This window comes from Cytobacillus sp. FSL W7-1323 (assembly GCF_038595015.1).
Taxonomy (GTDB): Bacteria; Bacillota; Bacilli; order Bacillales; family Cytobacillaceae; genus Cytobacillus; species Cytobacillus kochii.
In genome coordinates this window covers 2,488,273-2,506,935 of record NZ_CP151998.1, presented here as the reverse complement: position 1 = coordinate 2,506,935, position 18,663 = coordinate 2,488,273, and the positions used below count along the sequence as shown (strand labels likewise).

At 34.5% G+C, this 18,663-nt stretch carries 18 protein-coding genes; 13 read left to right on the top strand and 5 right to left on the bottom strand.

The window, feature by feature from the left end; translation table 11 throughout:
- Window positions 1–14 precede the first annotated feature (14 nt).
- Window positions 15–446 (top strand): hypothetical protein, encoded by a 432-nt coding sequence (locus MKX67_RS12775; protein WP_095373106.1) that lies wholly within the window; start codon window positions 15–17, stop codon window positions 444–446.
- The gene (locus tag MKX67_RS12770; protein WP_328198016.1) at window positions 447–995 is read left to right on the top strand and encodes a signal peptidase I; all 549 of its coding nucleotides are present in this window, start codon (window positions 447–449) and stop codon (window positions 993–995) included. It abuts the gene before it with no gap.
- Between the two features lie 247 nt (window positions 996–1,242).
- Here MKX67_RS12770 and MKX67_RS12765 read toward each other — a convergent pair whose 3' ends face one another.
- Both MKX67_RS12765 and MKX67_RS12760 read right to left on the bottom strand, forming a co-directional pair.
- Complete coding sequence (locus tag MKX67_RS12765) at window positions 1,243–2,262, bottom strand: AI-2E family transporter (RefSeq protein ID WP_095373108.1); 1,020 nt, start codon at window positions 2,260–2,262, stop codon at window positions 1,243–1,245.
- 43 nt (window positions 2,263–2,305) lie between these two features.
- On the bottom strand, window positions 2,306–2,620 hold the full coding sequence (locus MKX67_RS12760; protein ID WP_328198019.1) for a hypothetical protein: 315 nt from the start codon (window positions 2,618–2,620) through the stop codon (window positions 2,306–2,308).
- A gap of 234 nt (window positions 2,621–2,854) precedes the next feature.
- Between MKX67_RS12760 and MKX67_RS12755 the strand changes: the two genes are divergently transcribed.
- Window positions 2,855–3,979, top strand: coding sequence for a metallophosphoesterase (locus MKX67_RS12755; protein WP_322909440.1), 1,125 nt, complete (start codon window positions 2,855–2,857; stop codon window positions 3,977–3,979).
- A 324-nt stretch (window positions 3,980–4,303) separates the two neighbouring features.
- On the opposite strand, the gene MKX67_RS12750 is transcribed toward MKX67_RS12755, so the two are convergent.
- Together MKX67_RS12750 and MKX67_RS12745 are read right to left on the bottom strand one after the other, a co-directional pair.
- Window positions 4,304–5,752 carry a spore germination protein gene (locus MKX67_RS12750; RefSeq protein WP_307313612.1) on the bottom strand — a complete coding sequence of 483 codons (1,449 nt, stop codon included), beginning with the start codon at window positions 5,750–5,752 and terminating at the stop codon, window positions 4,304–4,306.
- Window positions 5,753–5,757: 5 nt separating this feature from the next.
- Window positions 5,758–6,834 (bottom strand): endospore germination permease, encoded by a 1,077-nt coding sequence (locus MKX67_RS12745; RefSeq protein ID WP_157733971.1) that lies wholly within the window; start codon window positions 6,832–6,834, stop codon window positions 5,758–5,760.
- Window positions 6,835–6,987: 153 nt separating this feature from the next.
- On the opposite strand from MKX67_RS12745, the gene MKX67_RS12740 reads away from it, so the two are divergent.
- The 10 genes from MKX67_RS12740 (at window position 6,988) to MKX67_RS12695 (ending at window position 17,110) form a co-directional block, all read left to right on the top strand.
- Entirely contained in the window at window positions 6,988–8,094 is a 1,107-nt protein-coding gene (locus tag MKX67_RS12740) for an ABC transporter ATP-binding protein (protein WP_095373113.1), read from the top strand.
- Window positions 8,084–8,890, top strand: a complete 807-nt coding sequence (locus MKX67_RS12735; RefSeq protein WP_095373114.1) for an ABC transporter permease — start codon at window positions 8,084–8,086, stop codon at window positions 8,888–8,890. Before MKX67_RS12740 ends, MKX67_RS12735 begins: the two co-directional genes overlap by 11 nt.
- A complete protein-coding gene (locus MKX67_RS12730; protein ID WP_095373115.1) occupies window positions 8,887–9,687 on the top strand; it encodes an ABC transporter permease in 801 nt (266 codons plus the stop codon). The genes MKX67_RS12735 and MKX67_RS12730 overlap by 4 nt, the downstream gene beginning before the upstream one ends.
- Complete coding sequence (locus MKX67_RS12725) at window positions 9,684–10,760, top strand: ABC transporter substrate-binding protein (protein ID WP_307313620.1); 1,077 nt, start codon at window positions 9,684–9,686, stop codon at window positions 10,758–10,760. Before MKX67_RS12730 ends, MKX67_RS12725 begins: the two co-directional genes overlap by 4 nt.
- A gap of 406 nt (window positions 10,761–11,166) precedes the next feature.
- Window positions 11,167–12,012: a MurR/RpiR family transcriptional regulator gene (locus tag MKX67_RS12720; RefSeq protein ID WP_307313622.1), complete on the top strand. Its 846-nt coding sequence runs from the start codon at window positions 11,167–11,169 to the stop codon at window positions 12,010–12,012.
- Window positions 12,013–12,024: 12 nt separating this feature from the next.
- On the top strand, window positions 12,025–13,161 hold the full coding sequence (locus MKX67_RS12715; protein WP_342488273.1) for a M20 peptidase aminoacylase family protein: 1,137 nt from the start codon (window positions 12,025–12,027) through the stop codon (window positions 13,159–13,161).
- Window positions 13,162–13,164: 3 nt separating this feature from the next.
- Window positions 13,165–14,001, top strand: a complete 837-nt coding sequence (locus tag MKX67_RS12710; protein ID WP_307313626.1) for a GNAT family N-acetyltransferase — start codon at window positions 13,165–13,167, stop codon at window positions 13,999–14,001.
- The gene (gene menC, locus MKX67_RS12705; protein ID WP_095373119.1) at window positions 13,998–15,104 is read left to right on the top strand and encodes an o-succinylbenzoate synthase; all 1,107 of its coding nucleotides are present in this window, start codon (window positions 13,998–14,000) and stop codon (window positions 15,102–15,104) included. The genes MKX67_RS12710 and menC overlap by 4 nt, the downstream gene beginning before the upstream one ends.
- A gap of 89 nt (window positions 15,105–15,193) precedes the next feature.
- Entirely contained in the window at window positions 15,194–16,273 is a 1,080-nt protein-coding gene (locus MKX67_RS12700) for a hypothetical protein (protein ID WP_342488272.1), read from the top strand.
- 111 nt (window positions 16,274–16,384) lie between these two features.
- A complete protein-coding gene (locus MKX67_RS12695; protein WP_307313759.1) occupies window positions 16,385–17,110 on the top strand; it encodes a divergent polysaccharide deacetylase family protein in 726 nt (241 codons plus the stop codon).
- 180 nt (window positions 17,111–17,290) lie between these two features.
- On the opposite strand, the gene MKX67_RS12690 is transcribed toward MKX67_RS12695, so the two are convergent.
- Window positions 17,291–18,148, bottom strand: coding sequence for an ATP-binding protein (locus MKX67_RS12690; RefSeq protein ID WP_342488271.1), 858 nt, complete (start codon window positions 18,146–18,148; stop codon window positions 17,291–17,293).
- Between the last annotated feature and the right edge of the window lie 515 nt (window positions 18,149–18,663).

Below are 18,663 nucleotides of genomic sequence, written 5' to 3'. Positions count from 1 at the left end.
AAAGGGGATATAACATGAAGCGCAATGGAAAAATTGTTTTATTACTCTCTGTTCTGTCTATCTATTCTCTCATTTTGACTTTCCATTCAGTTTTAATAGGACAAACAAAAGCAAGTTATACATATTCAACCTCCGTTGATGTAAATGTAGAGAGTAAAGTCTGGTCATCTAATGCAGAAGTAGGCGATAGTGAGAAAAAACGAGAGACAGAAAATGAGCATGAAAAGGAAAATGACCAAGGGATAGAAAAGCAAGAGGATGAAAAGATGCCAAAAGAAGATAAGCAACAGCAGGAGGAGCAAAACGAAAGTACTGAAGAAGAAGAAGAAAAAAAAGTCGATGTTGAACATAACCAAGAAGAACTGGAAGAAGAGGAAGTTAGTAACGAAAAACCATCTTCTGATGACGAAATTGAACAAACACTGGAAGAAGAGGAAGTTGAATAAATGAGAAAGGTACTTAATTGGTTTAGTACGTCTTTGACAGTTTTCTTAATGGTGATAGTTATCGTGTTAGCGGTTGTTGTTGTTGCTGCTAAAGCATCAGGCGGGGAACCAACAATTTTAGGGTACCAATTAAAGTCTGTGTTATCTGGTTCTATGGAACCAACGTTTCAAACAGGTGCAGTTATTGCCGTTAAACCATTAGAGCAGGATGAAAAGCAATCTTTACAAAAGCAAGATATTATCACTTTTCAAAGTGAAGAAGGCATTCCTGTTACCCATCGTATTCATAATGTTATCCATAGTGGCGTGCACACCATGTATGAAACAAAAGGAGATAATAATAATACAATTGATAAAGATCTCGTACTTTCCGACAATGTAACAGCTAAGTATACCGGCTTTACTATCCCTTACGCAGGCTATTTTACACAATTCGCACAGTCTAGGGAGGGAAGCGCGTTATTATTAATTGTTCCAGGTGTTTTCTTACTTATATATGCTTTATTTTTAATTATAACGGGTTTAAAGTCCATTCAAAATCAACAGTAAGGAAACCTCACGAGAACAACTACCTAGGAGGTTTCTATTTTATATTTCTTATCGATTGTTACTAGGTATTGAGATCAATTTAAAGTAATAAATCGTGTTGAAGCAATATAAATGATGGAATAGACCACATTAATCGGGAGTGTATAAATTCAACTGATCTAACGATAATGTCGTCATTCACAGCTAAAAGTTCCAGGAGAAAAATAAAGATAAACGCCGTGCTATATGCACGGCGTTTATCTTATATTTACACTTTTACCGACTTTTTTCCTGTCGTTTGCACATCTAATACATCTAGTAAGAAGACAAACACTGGTATACCGACAATAAGTCCCCATACGCCAAAGAAATGTTCGCCAAAAATCAATACGATAAAAGTATAGAAGACAGGTAAATTGGTTTTTGATGACATTAGCTTTGGATTAAGTATATATGCTTCGATTGCGTGAATAATCATAATAACGACTAATAAATAAATGACTAGCATGAATCCACCAATCGTATATCCGATTAAACTTAATGGCACCAATGATATAATCACGCCCGCAACTGGTATTAAGCCTAAAAAGAAAATAAGAATAGATAGTCCCATTAAATGGGGGAAATCCATTATCCATAGTGCAAATGTTGTTAATGCACAGTTCACAAGGGCAATAATAAATTGTGCCTCAATTACTTTGCCAAAAGTTTGAACAAACTTAGAACCAAAGTAAGCAATCTCATTATAAAATGGTGCAACTTTGCTATATTTGAATTTGTTTGTAAAGGCCATCAATTTCGGCTTCTCTAAAACGAAGAAAATACTTAAAATAAGTGAAATCAAAAATTGTATGCCAAATGAACTTATATCAGAGAAGTATTTCAGTAGAACCGTGACCCCTTGTTCTAAATAAGATGATATTTCATTTCGTTCATATAATTCAGTAATATAGTTCATGATAATATTGTCGTGCTTTTGGCTAAAGAAGCTTTGCATTTGTCCAATCAGTTGCGAGATTTCAAAAATAATAACTGGTAAATATCTGCTGATTCCAACAGTAAATATCGCAATAATGAATAAGTAAAGACCGATTACTGTGAATTTTCGATTTATGTTCACTTTCTTCAAGACAAGATTTACTAAGCGGTCCATTAGAAAGGAAATAATAAACGTAATAAGGATGACATTAATCATACTTCTCATTAAAAATAATGCGAATACGAGAATTGCAAAAATAATAACTCTTTTAATCCCGCTGCTTTGTAACCAATTCTTTAAATTTTCCATTTTCACATTCCCCCTATAAAATCTTCAACAATAAAGCATCTTTTTATATAAGGAGATTAGATAAATAACTGGATTGATACTGGACTGGTAGTTGAAATCGATCCTGTTTTGATTGTTGGTTCTCCTGAATGATGCTATGGGGTTCTTCTAAGCGAACAAAATCATTGATTTTATGTACAATAGGATTATTTTCTTTTGGTATAACAATCTCCGTAGGCTTTTTAAATGTAGCAATAGTAGCCGTTAATTGAACATCATCATCATAATGTAGAGAACGATGTTCGTTTATATCCTCAGTAAAAAATGGCGTAATGAACATATAGCAAATGAACATCATTGATAAACATATCTTATACAAAACCTACATCCTCTCAGTATTTCCTTCTATTTATTATTCTATCCTACTTTTTTTTAATTTCATATATTTTTCTTTAGATAAAAAAATATAATAGCTTGTTCTAACATATGCACAATACTTGTCATAAATGTGCTAATTGGAATAAAGTGGTTTAGGACAATTCTACTTTCCATCGAATGATTTTAAGTAAGTCATGACAAAATAAGAATTCATCAAATGTGTTGAGGTGAAATGATGAAAAGTCATATGCGAAAGATAACTGTCGTTTTCTTTATCCTTCCTATCATTGGATGGCTCTTCGGGTTATCGCTATTTACTAGTGTTTATGCCTCATCAGCTCCGGTTAAATTACGGATTCTCCAGACAACAGATATGCATGGTCATTTAATGGATGAAAACGATGAAGGCGAATCTGTTAGCGATTTTGGACTTGTTAGAACCGCAACCTTAATTAAAAATGAACGTAATGAAAACAAAAATGTCCTGTTATTTGATACTGGTGATATCTTAGAAGGAAATGCCTTTGCAGATTATATATTTCAAACAAGATTGATGCATTTAGGACAAACTCACCCGGTTATTAATGTCATGAACACACTAAGGTATGATGCCATGACACTCGGAAATCATGAATTCAATTATGGTATCGGCTTTTTAACAGAAAGCTTAAGAGATGCGACTTTTCCCATTATAAGTAGCAATATATACAATGAGGATATGACGAAAAACATCTTTGATGATGTTTCATATATGAACCCATATGTGATTCTTGATCGGACATTGGTCGATGCCAATGGGGATGAACGTGCAATTAAAATTGGTGTGATTGGTTTTTTAACCCCTATTGTCGCCGATTGGAATAGTAATTATTTTAAGCAAAAGCTAAAAATGAGGACAATCACTGAAACGGCTAATCAGTATATTCCACAAATGAAAGCAAAAGGAGCAGATATCATCATTGCTTTAGCTCATGTTGGTGTGAATGCCGATAAGGGCCTTTCTGCGCAAGAAGGGAATAGTGTCAATGAATTAAAATCGATTGAGAATATTGATGTGATTCTATTTGGACATAGCCATAATATTTTTCCAGAAAAACCGAATGAATGGTTTCAATCTCAGACAACACCATTCATTGTTCAAGCGGGGCATTGGGGAAATCATTTAGGAAGAATAGAACTTGAGTTAACTCAAAATGGAAATAAGTGGATTATTGAAGGAGGAGCTACTTCTGTAATCCCAATTTATAAGCAAGTTAAAGGAAAAAAAGTACCTAATGTTTCTAAAGATAAGCAAGTAGAGGCATTAATAAAGAGGCCCTATAAAGAGTTAAAGAGTTTCCGCAAGTGGCACGCGCATTGATTGTAAACGGAAGAATGACAAATGAAAATCAAAATATAATAAAGAAAATATATGAAGCATTTCAGTTAAAAGTTGGGGAGTTTAAAACTCCTTTTTTTCTTCGTCTCATTTTGTAGGAATGATGGCTCCAGTTACTGCATTTTAATCGCTATTGTTGTAGTTTTCGTTTTCCTTAATTTTGATAAGTTTTAAAACGGTAAATAATATACTGTTCTTCTTGGTAATCGGGTCCGATATCTATAGTGTATACGCGATGCTGAACTTCTTTACTTTGGCAACCATTAAAAATCAGACAAGTAGTATGTTTGTGAATGAACACCTTCTTTAATCATTGTCACTATTTTTTCGCGTTTTGTCTTTAACACCGTAAGATAGATTTCTCTTTTTCTGCAGGCTAAAAGGAAGTGTAATGAACATTTTTAGTTCTTCTGACCACTTTCTTTGCCTTGCTAGAGTTAAAAAAGGCATACCAAAGGATTTGAGGGTAGATAAGTGGATAAATACACAAATTAACGAAAGAATAAAACCAAAAATACCAAAAGAATAGCTTATTAATAAAACAGCAATTCTTAAGAAGAAGACATTACCTGTAAGACTGGCATTGACAAGAGTAAACCCTGCGATTGCCGTTATTCCTACAACAATGAGTAGCGTCGGCGAGGTTATACCAGCTCTGATTGCTGCATCACCAATGATTAATCCCCCTATAACAGCAACTGTTTGTCCAATTCCTTTTGGCAGTCTTGCACCCGCTTCTTTAAACAACTCAAACATAATAAAGATTGTAATCATTTCTAATAATGTAGAAAACGGCAAACCCATCTTTGCAATCGTAATAGTGGCAATAAACGGCAAAGGTAATTGTCCAACATTATGCATAACGAGTGCTGTATAAAAACCTGGTAAAAACACCGTCAGGAATAAGCTTAGTAAACGTATCATTCGTTCTACAGAGGAGTAATAAAAGCTAATATTACTATCTTCGGCTGTTTTAACAAGAAAGCTCAAGTTGATGGGGGCGATAATCACTGTTGGGGCACCATCAATAATAATTGAAAACCTTCCTTGATTGAGTGATTCAACAACAAAATCAGGCCGTCCTGAGAAATTTGTAAGTGGTAGTAGTGAGAATTTATTATCTACTAGTAACTCTTCCAATTCATCACGACTTTGCAAAATATCGACATCAATGTTATTTAGTTTCTCTCGGACATCGTTAATTACTTGTTCATTCATCACATCTTTAATATATAGAAGTGCAACCCTCGTATTTGACCGACGTCCAATTACAAACTCTTCATTAACGAACGAGGGGGTTTTTAACCTTTTACGTACAAGCCCAAGGTTAGTGTCAATATTTTCGATGAAACCGTCTTTCGGCCCAGTTACTGATACTTCAATAACGGATTCTTCTGGTTGTCTATTCGGTTCTTCTTTAACATCATAATAATAAATGCGTTCACGGAAGTTTGATATCACAGCTAATTTACCACAAAATACTTGGTTAATTAATTCTTCTTTTGTTAATTTAGCTTTTAAACTGTAGTCACTTTGTATGTAGTTATAAAGTTTTTCACTTTCCCTTTCCTCATCCATTAAATAAGGAATCACAAGAGAGTGGACTAATTTTATGTTTACAATGGGACGGCAATAGATAATAATCAGCTCTCCCTTAGGAGTATGACGAACAGGGATGCTCTTGATGTGTATATCTGCAGAATGGTTAAAGATTTCTGCTAACTTTTCTTTTGTAAAAAGGGATTGCTCATACAAGCTCTTCATCCTCCTAGGAATAATTGTTTATTCTTAAAGATATATATAGAAACCATAATAAATTGAATAGGAAGAACAATAGTTGATATGGGTAAGAAGTAACGAAAAACAAAATTATAAAATTGGTCTTGATCTAACGGCATAACAACTGCAATGAATAACAAAATAAAAATGATAGAGATGGGTGTTCTGTTTTTCCCCCCTTTCGTAAGAATTTGAGAGGTGAGGTAGATAAAAAATCCAATTCGGATCGTAGCACCTGAAAGCCATTGGAAAATAGCAAAAAAGTCTGTATGAGAAATATATCTTCCAATAGATATTATTCGCCACTCTTCAAATGCTGGGTACCTAAATTCGGAAGCGTATTTAGGACCAAATTCCACTATCGCTCCAATTGCAGGCCCAATCATTAACCCGATAATAAGTACACCCAGAATGATTAAATGTTTAATTTTAATCATTCCTTTCATATAGGGTAGGAAAAACAAAACAAAAGCAATCTCAATAATCGGTAAACTTGTGTAAAGCATTCCCTTTAGAATATCTAGTACACCCTCTTGGAATATGGGTAATAACAACTCATAATGTTTTTTCTTCATATTGGCGAAAGAAACAAAAAATCCTAAAAATACGACGGCTGGTAGTAACAAGCGGCTAATAATGGCCATTGATTCTACACCGGAAAAACTACAATAGAAGCAGGCAATTAATAGTACACCGCCAATGATCATACTGGAGAAATTCTGCATAAAACTTAGCTGTGACCAATAGATAATTTCTTTTGTAGAGACAAAGGCAGAAATTATTAAATATACGAGTAAAGGGAAGAATAAAATATAGAATTTGAATCTCCCTAATTGTTCACTAATAATTCGAATAAATGGTGTTCCTTTAACTGTTTGCCCCACTTTATAAATAAGAGGGGTGAATAGAATCAAAGGAATAATGGCAAGTAACATACTGATCCATGTATCGCGTCTAGAAGTAGACAATACAGCAGGAATAATTTCAACATGAGCAAATAAACCGATGCCGAGAATAATAATATAGGCAATGCTAATAAAGCTTAGTTTTTGATTCACAATTACTCACCTGTTTTTTTCCTTATTGTTTCAGCAATTCCAATTATTATGCGTAGATAAAAATATCTATATATATTTATTATTGTGTATTGATTATCAGTTTTTTTTAATCTAGAATTACTAAGGAATATCTTATAGAAGAAGGAGATTGAAATGTCAGACCAAACTATTATTCGTTTTGAAAACGTAACAAAGCAATATGACAATGACCCGGCTGTCTTAAATGATGTTTCATTTGAAATAGAGCGTGGGAAATTCTATACTTTGCTCGGTCCTTCTGGATGCGGAAAAACGACCATACTTCGCTTAATTGCCGGATTTATTTCGCCATCAAAAGGTAATATTTATTTTAATAATAAAAAGGTAAATGAAGTACCTGCAAATAAAAGACAAGTGAATACTGTCTTTCAGGATTATGCACTTTTTCCTCATTTGAATGTCTTTGAAAACGTAGCATTTGGACTTAGAATAAAAAAATTAAAATCTGAAATGATTAATCAAAAAGTAATAGAAGCTTTGAAATTTGTAAACTTAGAAGGATATGAAAAAAGAGAGATAAAAGAGATGTCAGGTGGGCAAAGGCAACGTGTTGCGATTGCGCGAGCGATTGTTAATGAACCTGAGCTTATTCTTCTTGATGAACCATTATCTGCACTAGATTTAAAGTTGCGAACAGAAATGCAATATGAATTGCGAGAATTACAAAGAAATTTAGGCATCACCTTTATTTTTGTGACACACGATCAAGAAGAGGCATTAGCGATGTCCGATGAAATTTTTGTTCTGAATAACGGTAAAATAGAACAGAGTGGGACGCCTAATGATATTTATGATGAGCCGATTAACCGTTTTGTTGCTGATTTTATCGGTGAATCTAATATTGTCGAAGGTGTAATGGTTGAAGATTATGTCGTTCGGTTTACAGGCAAAACATTTGATTGTGTTGATGGCGGTTTAAATCCAAATGAAACGGTTGAGATTGTCATTCGCCCCGAAGATTTAGAAATTACTAGTCCTAATGTAGGTAAGTTAAAGGTGAAAGTAGACTCACAATTATTTAGAGGCGTACATTATGAGATAAGTTGTTATGATGAAGATGGCAATGAGTGGCTCGTTCACTCGACAAAAAAAGCAATTGTCGGAAGTGAAATTGGTCTCAACTTTGAGCCAGAAGACATACACGTCATGCGTCTTGGTGAAACAGAAGAGGAATTCGATAAGCGTCTTGAAGCATATGAAGAGGGAAGTTATGAAAGCTAAATCTCGTAATTATTATTTAATTCCTTATGTTTTATGGATTGCTCTTTTTGTTATCACACCAATTGTCCTAGTCGTATATTATTCTTTTTTTAATATAGAAGGTGAATTTTCCTTAGAGAACTACCAAAAATTCTTTACACCAGTTTATTTAAAAATGACACTTAGCTCCTTTTGGTACGCGTTTTTAATTACATTTTTCACGTTATTAATCGCTTATCCAACTGCTTATTTATTAACAAAAACAAAGCATAAACAACTATGGTTACTCCTTATTATCGTTCCTTCATGGATCAATTTATTATTAAAGGCTTATGCATTTATTGGTATTTTTGGCACATACGGTGCAGCGAATAAATTTCTTGAAGTGATGGGTGTAGGTGGGAAGCAAATTTTATTTACTGACTTTAGTTTTGTGTTTGTTTCTGTTTATATCTTTTTACCGTTTATGATTTTACCAATATTTAATGCACTAGATGAACTGAACCCATCTTTTATTGATGCTTCAAAAGATTTAGGTGCTTCAAGCTGGCGAACCTTTTCTCGTGTCGTTTTCCCTTTGACTTTAGATGGGGTGAAATCAGGATGTCAAATCGTATTCATCCCTGCCCTCTCTTTGTTCATGCTGACAAGGTTAATCGCAGGAAACCGAGTGATTACATTAGGAACCGCAATTGAGCAACATTTTCTCGTGACGCAAGACTGGGGAATGGGAGCAACCATTGCTGTTTTCTTAATTATCTTTATGGTTGTCATTATGCTTCTTACTGGTAGAAGAAAGAGAGGCGAAATGAGATGAAGAAATTTAAATGGTCCTCTCTTTATTTAATCATTGTTTTTATGGTTTTATATGCACCGATTTTTTATCTGATTTTTTATTCTTTCAATAGTGGCGGTGACATGTATCACTTTGAAGGGTTTACATTGGATTGGTATAAAGAAATATTTAATGACACTAGGCTACTCATTATAGTATTAAATACAATTATTGTTGCCCTGCTTTCATCAGCTATATCAACAGTTTTAGGGGTAGCTGGCGCTTTGGCCATTTATTATGCAAGAAGAAGAAGAACAAAAAATACTTTATTGTCGTTAAATAATGTTTTAATTGTTAGTCCAGATGTTATTATCGGCGCATCTTTTCTCATTTTTTTCACAATGATTGGTATAAAGCTTGGCTTTATTTCCGTCTTATTGGCACATATCGCCTTTAGTGTACCAATTGTTGTCTTAATGGTATTACCTAAGTTAGAAGAAATGAGTACGAGTATCATTTATGCGGCACTGGATTTAGGAGCAAGTCGATTAGATGTGTTAACAAAGGTTGTATTACCTTATATTACACCTGGTATATTTGCTGGTTTCTTCATGGCACTTACTTATTCTTTGGATGATTTCGCTGTCACCTTTTTTGTGACCGGTAATGGATTTTCAACTCTTTCAGTAGAAATTTATGCATTGGCGAGACAAGGGGTATCTCTAAGTATTAATGCTTTATCAGCCTTGTTATTTTTATTCACCATGCTTTTAGTTGTTGGTTATTACTTTATAACAAAGAAAACGAGCAAGATAGGTCGAATGGGGGTTAGAAAATGAAAAACCTCATACGTGCTTTGTCACTTGTATTAATTGTTTCTTTTGTCTTGTTGTATATCGTTCACCGCTTAAATACTGCACAAGGATATACAGGTGAGAACACGATTACTGTTTATAACTGGGGAGATTATATAGACCCTGAATTATTAGACCAATTTGAAGATGAAACAGGTATCAAAGTAATATACGAAACCTTTGATTCAAATGAAGCCATGTTAACAAAAATCGAACAAGGTGGAACTTCATACGATATAGCGGTACCTTCAGAATACATGATTGACAAAATGAAACAGGAGGATTTACTTCTCCCCATTGATCATGCACAACTGCCGAATTTGAAAAATATTGATCCACGTTTTCTTGATTTAGCTTTTGATGAGAACAATGAATATTCTATTCCTTATTTTTGGGGAACAGTAGGTATTCTCTATCATCCTGATAAAGTAAGTGATGAAATTGATTTTAAACAATGGGACGATCTTTGGCATCCAAGCTTGAAAAATGATGTATTACTTGTTGATGGAGCGAGAGAGGTCATAGGTTTTGGATTGAATAGTCTCGAGTATTCATTAAACGAAACAGATAAAGCAAGATTACTGGAAGCGAAGAATAAACTGGATACATTAACACCAAATATTAAAGCCATCGTTGGTGATGAAATTAAATTATTAATGCAAAATAATGAAGCGGCCGTTGCTGTTTTATGGTCTGGAACTGCCCAAGATGCGATGTGGGAAAATGAATCACTGGAATATATGGTTCCTGAAGAAGGATCGAACCTTTGGTTTGACAACATGGTCATCCCAAAAACAACAAAAAATAAAGAAGCGGCTCATCAATTTATTAATTTTATGCTAGATCCGAAAGTTGCTGCGCAAAACGCTGAATATGTAGGTTACTCAACACCGAATAAAGCAGCTCTTCCTCATATGGATGAGGAAACAACGAGTGATGAGCGCTTCTATCCAGATGAAGAGCAAACAGCTAAGTTAGAGGTATACGAGAACCTAGGTAAACAAATGCTTGCTTATTATAACGAACTATTTCTTGAATTTAAAATGCATCGTAAATAAACAATAAAATAAAAAGGAACAGAAAAGATCGTCATAGCAGCCGAAAAGCGGACAAATTTCAATGGTGGAATTTGTCCGCTTTTTTAATGGAAGAGTACAATGAAATGCATATAAGCAACAAATGCTGTTCGTACTTTATGATTATTTTGGCGAAAACAATGGTGGCATTTAAAAATGCTGAGACGTTAAATTTATAGGAAGGGTAACGGACGTGAGAGTTAGCCATGCTTGGATAAAAAATAAAGAACTTACTCTAAATATAAAAGAAATATATGGCAGTTGAAACTTTTTCTCTATAAAGCATTGAAATAACTGAAAAATTGTGATAATTTACTATAAATAAGAAGTTAACACTTCTAATATATTGCATAAAAAGTACAGACTTCATTTTGAGGTAGGTGTTCAGGTGAATCTGAAAGAAGTTATTACAGGGAGCTATGAAAAACTTTCGAAAACCCAGCAGAAATTAGCAAGTTATTTACTAGACAATTATCAAGATATAGCCGTATTGTCTGCAAGTGAATTAGGTAAAAAAGCAGGTGTGAGCGAAACCACTGTCATCCGTTTTTGTTATCGAATAGGATTATCAGGATATACTCAATTACAAAAAGAAGTTCGTGAGCAATTATTTCATGATAAAAGCAGTTTGGATTCTTATATTCAAATGAAGCAACCATTTGTTGGCGAACCACATTTTCTTGAAAAAGTGATGAACATGGATGCAGAGCGAATCACACAAGCCATTCAGACAATAGATGAAGCGAAATTTGATTTGACTATTGAGCAATTAAAATCAGCCCAAAAGATTTATATTATTGGTGCAAGAACATCATTTGCTGCTGCAAGCTGGTTAGCATTTACATTAGGGCTTGTGAAGGATGATGTCCATCTTATTCGAACAGAGTCCGATGATTTATTGAAAATCCTCCATTCGATGGATGAAACTTCAGTAGTGGTTTCAATCAGCTTTCATCGTTATGTGAAAAGTACGACTGATTTTACAAAGCAAGCAAAAAGCAGAAATGCCAAAGTTGTTGGCATTACTGATACGCCACTATCTCCATTAAAAAACAATGTCGACATTCTCATTCCACTTTTTTCAGGAAAGAAACCTACACTTGATTCTACACCAGTGCTTTTTTCATTCTTGAATGCGTTGATTGCGGCAATGATGACAGAGAATAAAGGGTCATTTAAAGAAGAAAAGGATTACTACGATAAAGTATTCCATGATTATTTTGAGTCCAGTTAACAGATTAAAGAGGTGAAAGAATTGCAGGAACTTGAAGCACTAAAGCCAAAATTAACAAACATATTTAATCATCTCCATCAAAATCCGGAAATAAGTTGGCAAGAAACAAAAACGACAACATTTATTGCTGAAGTTTTAAAAAAAGAAGGGATCCTGTTTCAAACCTTGCCAAAAACGACAGGACTTGTTGCCGAAATAGGTAGCGGTGAAAAAGCCATTGGCGTTAGAACTGATATAGATGCATTGTGGCAGGAAGTCGATGGAGTAATGCAGGCCAATCATTCGTGTGGGCATGATGCACATATGACCATGGCGATTGGTACATTACTTGTACTACATCGTTTGAATGCTCATAAAAAAGGCAGGGTTAAATTTCTATTCCAACCAGCTGAAGAAAAAGGTACTGGTGCATTAAAGTTTATTGAAGAGGGATTAATAGACGATCTGAACTATTTATACGGTGTACATCTAAGGCCGATTCAGGAGTTGAGAGATGGTCAATGTTCACCAGCAATTATGCACGGAGCTGGACGGTTCGTTACTGGAGAAATTATTGGTGAAGATGCCCATGGAGCGAGACCTCACCTCGGGCAAAGCGCGATTGAAATAGGTGCAGCGATTGTTCAAGAATTAAATCGGATTAAATTAAATCCTATGGTTCCGCATTCAGTTAAAATGACGAAGTTCCAAGCCGGTGGTGAGTCAAGTAATATTATCCCAGGTAAAGCACATTTCAGTTTAGATTTAAGGGCACAAACAAATGAAGTGATGCAACAATTAGCAACTAAAGTAGATGCGATATTTGCTCATATTTCTTCTCTTCACGAGGTAGAAATTCATTATAAAACAACGGCTGATATTGCTGCTGCACAAGTAGATACCGACGCAGTGCAATTAATGAGTCAGGCAATTGTTGATACAATCGGTAAAGACAAAATGATTCCACCAATTATCACATCTGGAGGAGAAGATTTTCATTTTTATACTTTGAAAAGACCTGAATTGAAAGCAACGATGCTCGGACTTGGTTGTGGATTATCTCCTGGCTTACATCATCCTGAAATGAATTTTAACCATGAAGCGATATTTACGGGTATCGAAATTCTTGTCAAAACCGTCTTAAATACGTTAGAAAAAGAAGGTGCGTAACCCATGCTCACTAGCTTAGAGATAAAAAAATTGACCACGATAGAAGAGATGGAAACAATCCAAAAGTTAGAGCGAGACGTATGGGGAATGGATCCCATTCCTGTTCATCAAACAGCAACAGCAATAAAAAACGGTGGTCTCATGCTAGGCGCCTTTGATGAAAATGAATTGATTGGGTTTAGCTATGGCTTTCCTGGTTATGCAAATGGAGAAGCTTTTCTTTGTTCTCATATGCTCGGTATCCATCAAAGCTATCGTGATAAAGGAATTGGTGCTCTACTAAAAGTTGCACAGAGGGAAGCTGCTGAGGAAATGGGATACAATCTGATTCGTTGGACATTTGATCCTTTACAAAGCAGGAATGCTTACTTGAATTTATCAAAACTAAATGGTATTTGTAATGATTATCTTGTGAATTGTTATGGTGAAATGGTAGATGGAATTAATAAAGGCTTACCAAGCGATCGTTTCAACATAGAGTGGCGAATCAGCAGTTCACATGTCAAACAACAACTTAACTATGATGTGACACCGATATATCCATTTGAAGTTTTGAATCGAAACGATTTTCCTGCGATAAACGATATGGAACAAACTTTACAAACCATTGATTATAATGAAATGAGTATTGCTGTCCCCATTCCCGCGGAGTTTATGGAAATTAAAAAACATAATCCTTCACTAGCTAAGGAATGGCGACAGGTGACAAGAAGAATTTTTCAGCAATTATTTCAGCATGGGTACACCGCGTATGATGTCCAAAAAAATAATCACGTAAGCTATATCATCACTATCAAAAGACAAAAATTACTATTAGATGTGAGGAGAAGAGATCAATGAAATTAAAGGAAGTAAAGTTACGCCATCTAAAAATGACAATGAAAGCACCATTTGCCACTAGCTTTGGATCTTTTCAAGATAAAGAGTTTATCTTATTAGAAGCAACTGATGAATTAGGTAATACTGGTTGGGGAGAATCTGTTGCTTTTGAGGTGCCTTGGTATAATGAAGAAACCTTTAAAACGAATTGGCATATGCTTGAGGATTTTCTCATTCCAGCATTATTAAATAAGGAAATTACTCATCCTGATGAAGTAAATGAAATCTTTTCTTCTATTAGAAAAAACAATATGGCCAAGTCTACTATAGAAGGCGCTGTTTGGGATCTATATGCAAAAAGAAATCAAATCCCTTTGGCTAAGGCACTTGGTGGAGAAAAGAAGAAGATTGAAGTAGGTATCAGTATCGGCATACAGAAATCTGTAGAAGATTTACTACAATTAATTGAGGGCTATGTAAATGAAGGCTATAAAAGAATGAAAGTAAAAATTAAGCCGGGCTGGGACATAGATGTGATGAGACAAGTGAGAGAGAAGTTTCCTGATATTCTACTAATGGCTGATGCAAACTCTGCTTATCGTTTATCAGATATTCAGCATCTTAAACAATTAGATGAGTTCAATTTAATGATGATTGAGCAACCTTTAGCTTCGGATGATATTGTTGATCATGCTAAACTTCAAGCTGAAATGAAAACGCCGATATGTCTAGATGAAAGCATCCATTCGTTGGAGGATACACGAAAAGCTGTGGAGTTGGGTAGTTGCAAAATCATTAACATCAAAATTGGACGAGTAGGCGGCTTAACAGAAGCAAAGAAAATTCATGACTATTGTCAAGAACAAGGAATTGCTGTTTGGTGTGGAGGAATGTTAGAGTCAGGCGTTGGAAGAGCTCATAATGTTGCTTTAACCACTTTAGCCAATTTTATTATGCCTGGTGACACTGCAGGTTCCTCAAGATATTGGGAAAAGGATATCATAACACCTGAGGTTGTTGTCGAAGACGGATATATTACCGTACCTGAAAACGACGGAATAGGTTACGCCCCAGATTTAGCGGTCATTGAAAAATATACAATAATGGAAAAAACATATCAATAATGTCTAATAAGAAAGCCAGCTGTGTGTATATAGGCAGCTGCTTTCATTATGATAAAATATCAGAAAATTCAATATAAGGATGAGGTTTTATGAGAAAAATCATTCAAATAGCAGGTGCTTATATTGGTACAATCATTGGAGCTGGTTTTGCATCTGGACAAGAGGTATTGCAATTTTTCACTAATTTTGGCTGGTTAGGTTTTATTGGTACAATAGCCGCTACGATTTTATTCATTTTTCTCGGTATGAATATTACGCAAATAGGTAGTAGGCTACAAACAGAATCTCACAAAGATGTTGTTCACTATATTTGTGGAAAATATATAGGAAGAGTAGTGGATTTTATTATTACTTTCTTTTTATTCGGTGTGGCAACAATTATGTTTGCAGGTGCAGGTTCAACATTTGAACAACAATTTGGTATTGCGAGTCAAATAGGAAGTTTAATCATGGTCCTGTTAACAGTGTTCACTTGTTTTGTAAACGTGAATCGAGTCATGACTATAATCGGTAGTATCACTCCTTTTCTTCTCATGCTTGTCATGATTATTTCAGCGTATGCTCTATTTACAGCTGATGCAAACATCTCACAATTGAGTCTCGTAGCTCAAGAAGGTAGTCCAGCAGCACCACATTGGTTACTAGGTGCAGTACTTTATGTTTCCTATAACATTACATGTGGAGTGGCGATGCTAGCGGTTATGGGTGGCACAACTAAAAACGCGAAACAAGCAGGTTGGGGCGGAGTTCTTGGTGGTCTGGGTCTTGGTCTTATGCTAATACTCATTAATGTCGGAATGTTCACAAGAATAGAAGATGTGGCAACACTCGATATTCCGATGCTCTATTTAGCAAATGAAATCTCTCCAATCATTGGTGTGTTGATGACAATTATTCTTTTAGGAATGATCTATAACACTGCCGTTGGAATGATCTATAGCTTTACTTCAAGGATAGTGAAAAGAGAAAGCAAACACTTTAAATGGGCAGTTCTTGCCATTAGTTTGACATCTTTTGTCTCTAGTTTCTTTGGATTTACTAACTTAGTTGGTATCCTGTATCCGATTACTGGTTATTTAGGTTTAGTTCTTATAGCTGCTGTAATCATAGCGTGGGTTCGAAATAGAAAAACGCCCTACACGCAAGTAGAAAAAAAATCAGCTTTATAAAAAACAAATGCAATTTTCTTCAAAGTTATGGGAAATTTAACTTTGAGGAGTGATGAGATGAAACGATTATTGTTCATAAGCTTGCTAGTTCATATCATGTTATTTCCATTAATGAGTAAAGGCAGTTTCGCACAAGTTGATGAAGGGGGGAAGCCTTCTTTATCAATTGTGATTGATGATTTAGGTAACCATATGAATGGAACAGAAGATATTCTTAATTTACAGGCAAAGTTAACTGTTGCGATTATGCCGTTTATGCCTTCAACAACTGCAGATGCCAATGCAGCATTTGAAAAAGGTCACGAAGTAATCGTTCATATGCCGATGGAGCCCAAAGTAGGGAAAAAAAGTTGGTTAGGTCCAGGAGCGATTACTGCTGATCTGAGTGATGAAGAAATTCGCAAAAGAGTAGAGGACGCAATTGAGAATGTACCACATGCTGTTGGAATGAATCATCATATGGGGTCGAAAATCACTGAAGATAAAAGAATTATGCAAATTGTGCTAGAGGTTTGTGCTGAAAGGGGATTATATTATCTTGATAGTAAAACCACTGGCAAGAGTGTCATACCAGAAATAGCAGAAGAGCTACACTTACCTTATCTAGAGAACAATCTTTTTTTTGATGACACTTATTCCGTCAGTCACATTGAAAAACAAACTCAGAGACTGGAGAATAGACTTAAAACTGAAAACCGCCTAATTGCGATAGGGCATGTTGGCGTTTCGGGACCAATGATGGTTACCGTATTAAATCGACATATTGAGCATTTGAAAGAAAAGGCTCATATCATTCCTTTATCTGAACAGATTGAAGGAAGTGAATGGCTTCGTTAATAGAATGGTTCCGAGAAGTTAAGAACTAACTTATGAAAAGATATATTAGAAGTGATAATTTTAGATGAAGCGATTATCACTTCTAATATATAAGGAAATAAGGACTTTATTCTCTTGTTATTTCCTAGGCAAGCGCAAGAAGTGACATATTCCTTCTTCATTGAGGGAAATGCGACATCGTTAGACAGAATCTGATGTAGAAAAATACAAATGAATGGCTGTTCCTTCGTTCTCATTACTTTCTATTTCATATTTCCCATTCATTTTTTTAATAATATCAAAGGCAATCATTAAACCAAGGCCAGTTCCCCTTGTTTTTGTTGAAAAATACGGTTGTCCGATTCGTGATAACTCGTCTTTTGACATTCCTTTCCCATTATCTCGAACCGTAATTTTTACTTTGTTTTTTAAGGAAATAACCTCAATCTCTACCGTACCATTTTCATTAATGGCTTCAATAGCATTTTTAATAAAATTAATTAGCAGTTGTTTTAACTCATTAGCATTTCCATCTATATAAATGGGGTAGTGGGTTATTTTACAATGCAATTGAATATTAGACAGATGGGCATATGATTTCATAAATTCAGTTACATCTTGAATGTTAGGAATAAGATCAAATGTTATTACAGTGTTATTAGCAGGTTTTGATAAAGTGAGAAAATCATTAATCATTTGATTGGTTCGTTCTAGTTCTTTTAAAGAGACTTCGATGTACTGTATTTGTGTCTTAGTAAGATTTTGCTCAGCGTGCATTAATTGCATAAATCCTTTTACAGTAGTCATTGGGTTTCTTATTTCATGAGCGATGGATGCAGCTAATTGACTAATCGCATTGAGTTTATCTGCCGCTTGGATCGTCTCTCTCATTAATAAATGAGATTGGTGCATTTCAATCATATAAATAATCAATATTAATGTTAAAGCGTAAACGAAGACAAGAAATAATGCTTGAATAAAAAATTGTGTTTCTTGATTCTTAAAAAATATAATCATTCTAGTACTGGCGATAGGAATATAAAATAATAATCCTATCAATATTTTCTTTCTTAAAGAACTTTTTTGGTAAAATTTTGTTAGTAAATGAAATATGAAAGCGAGGACGAGATAATTGACTATGAGAAATACATCGCTAGTATCGCTTTCAATCAAACGGTAAATAAGAGCGAAAAATAATAAGCATAAGCCGGTATACTTATGAACATAGAAAAAACAAATAAAAATGGGTATGTACATTAAATCAAAAACAGTATGGTTAGAAAGATGCACTGGAAAAAGAATAGTTAAGGTTAAGGAAAGTAAAATAGAAACAAAAAAAATGCCAACTTTCTTTTTAGGATGATATTTAGAAGGGACAATTATTTTTGTTATTGGTATAATCATTAAAATCAAAAAATGCAGTATAATATTTGTGATGAATTCATACAAAAGCATCATTCCTAACATGGTTATATATTCATATATAAACATTATACATTTAGTTGGATATTCCTGCTTCATTTTGTCGAATAATAGAATCGTTGAGGAGAGAACTAAAAAATGAACACTTTCAA

Coding starts and splice junctions, on each gene's coding strand:
- MKX67_RS12730 (WP_095373115.1), top strand. CDS start 8,887: ATGAAGAAATTTAAATGGTCCTCTCTTTATTTAATCATTGTTTTTATG.
- MKX67_RS12735 (WP_095373114.1), top strand. CDS start 8,084: ATGAAAGCTAAATCTCGTAATTATTATTTAATTCCTTATGTTTTATGG.
- MKX67_RS12700 (WP_342488272.1), top strand. CDS start 15,194: ATGAGAAAAATCATTCAAATAGCAGGTGCTTATATTGGTACAATCATT.
- MKX67_RS12765 (WP_095373108.1), bottom strand. CDS start 2,262: ATGGAAAATTTAAAGAATTGGTTACAAAGCAGCGGGATTAAAAGAGTT.
- MKX67_RS12695 (WP_307313759.1), top strand. CDS start 16,385: ATGAGTAAAGGCAGTTTCGCACAAGTTGATGAAGGGGGGAAGCCTTCT.
- MKX67_RS12725 (WP_307313620.1), top strand. CDS start 9,684: ATGAAAAACCTCATACGTGCTTTGTCACTTGTATTAATTGTTTCTTTT.
- MKX67_RS12770 (WP_328198016.1), top strand. CDS start 447: ATGAGAAAGGTACTTAATTGGTTTAGTACGTCTTTGACAGTTTTCTTA.
- menC (WP_095373119.1), top strand. CDS start 13,998: ATGAAATTAAAGGAAGTAAAGTTACGCCATCTAAAAATGACAATGAAA.
- MKX67_RS12775 (WP_095373106.1), top strand. CDS start 15: ATGAAGCGCAATGGAAAAATTGTTTTATTACTCTCTGTTCTGTCTATC.
- MKX67_RS12755 (WP_322909440.1), top strand. CDS start 2,855: ATGAAAAGTCATATGCGAAAGATAACTGTCGTTTTCTTTATCCTTCCT.
- MKX67_RS12740 (WP_095373113.1), top strand. CDS start 6,988: ATGTCAGACCAAACTATTATTCGTTTTGAAAACGTAACAAAGCAATAT.
- MKX67_RS12710 (WP_307313626.1), top strand. CDS start 13,165: ATGCTCACTAGCTTAGAGATAAAAAAATTGACCACGATAGAAGAGATG.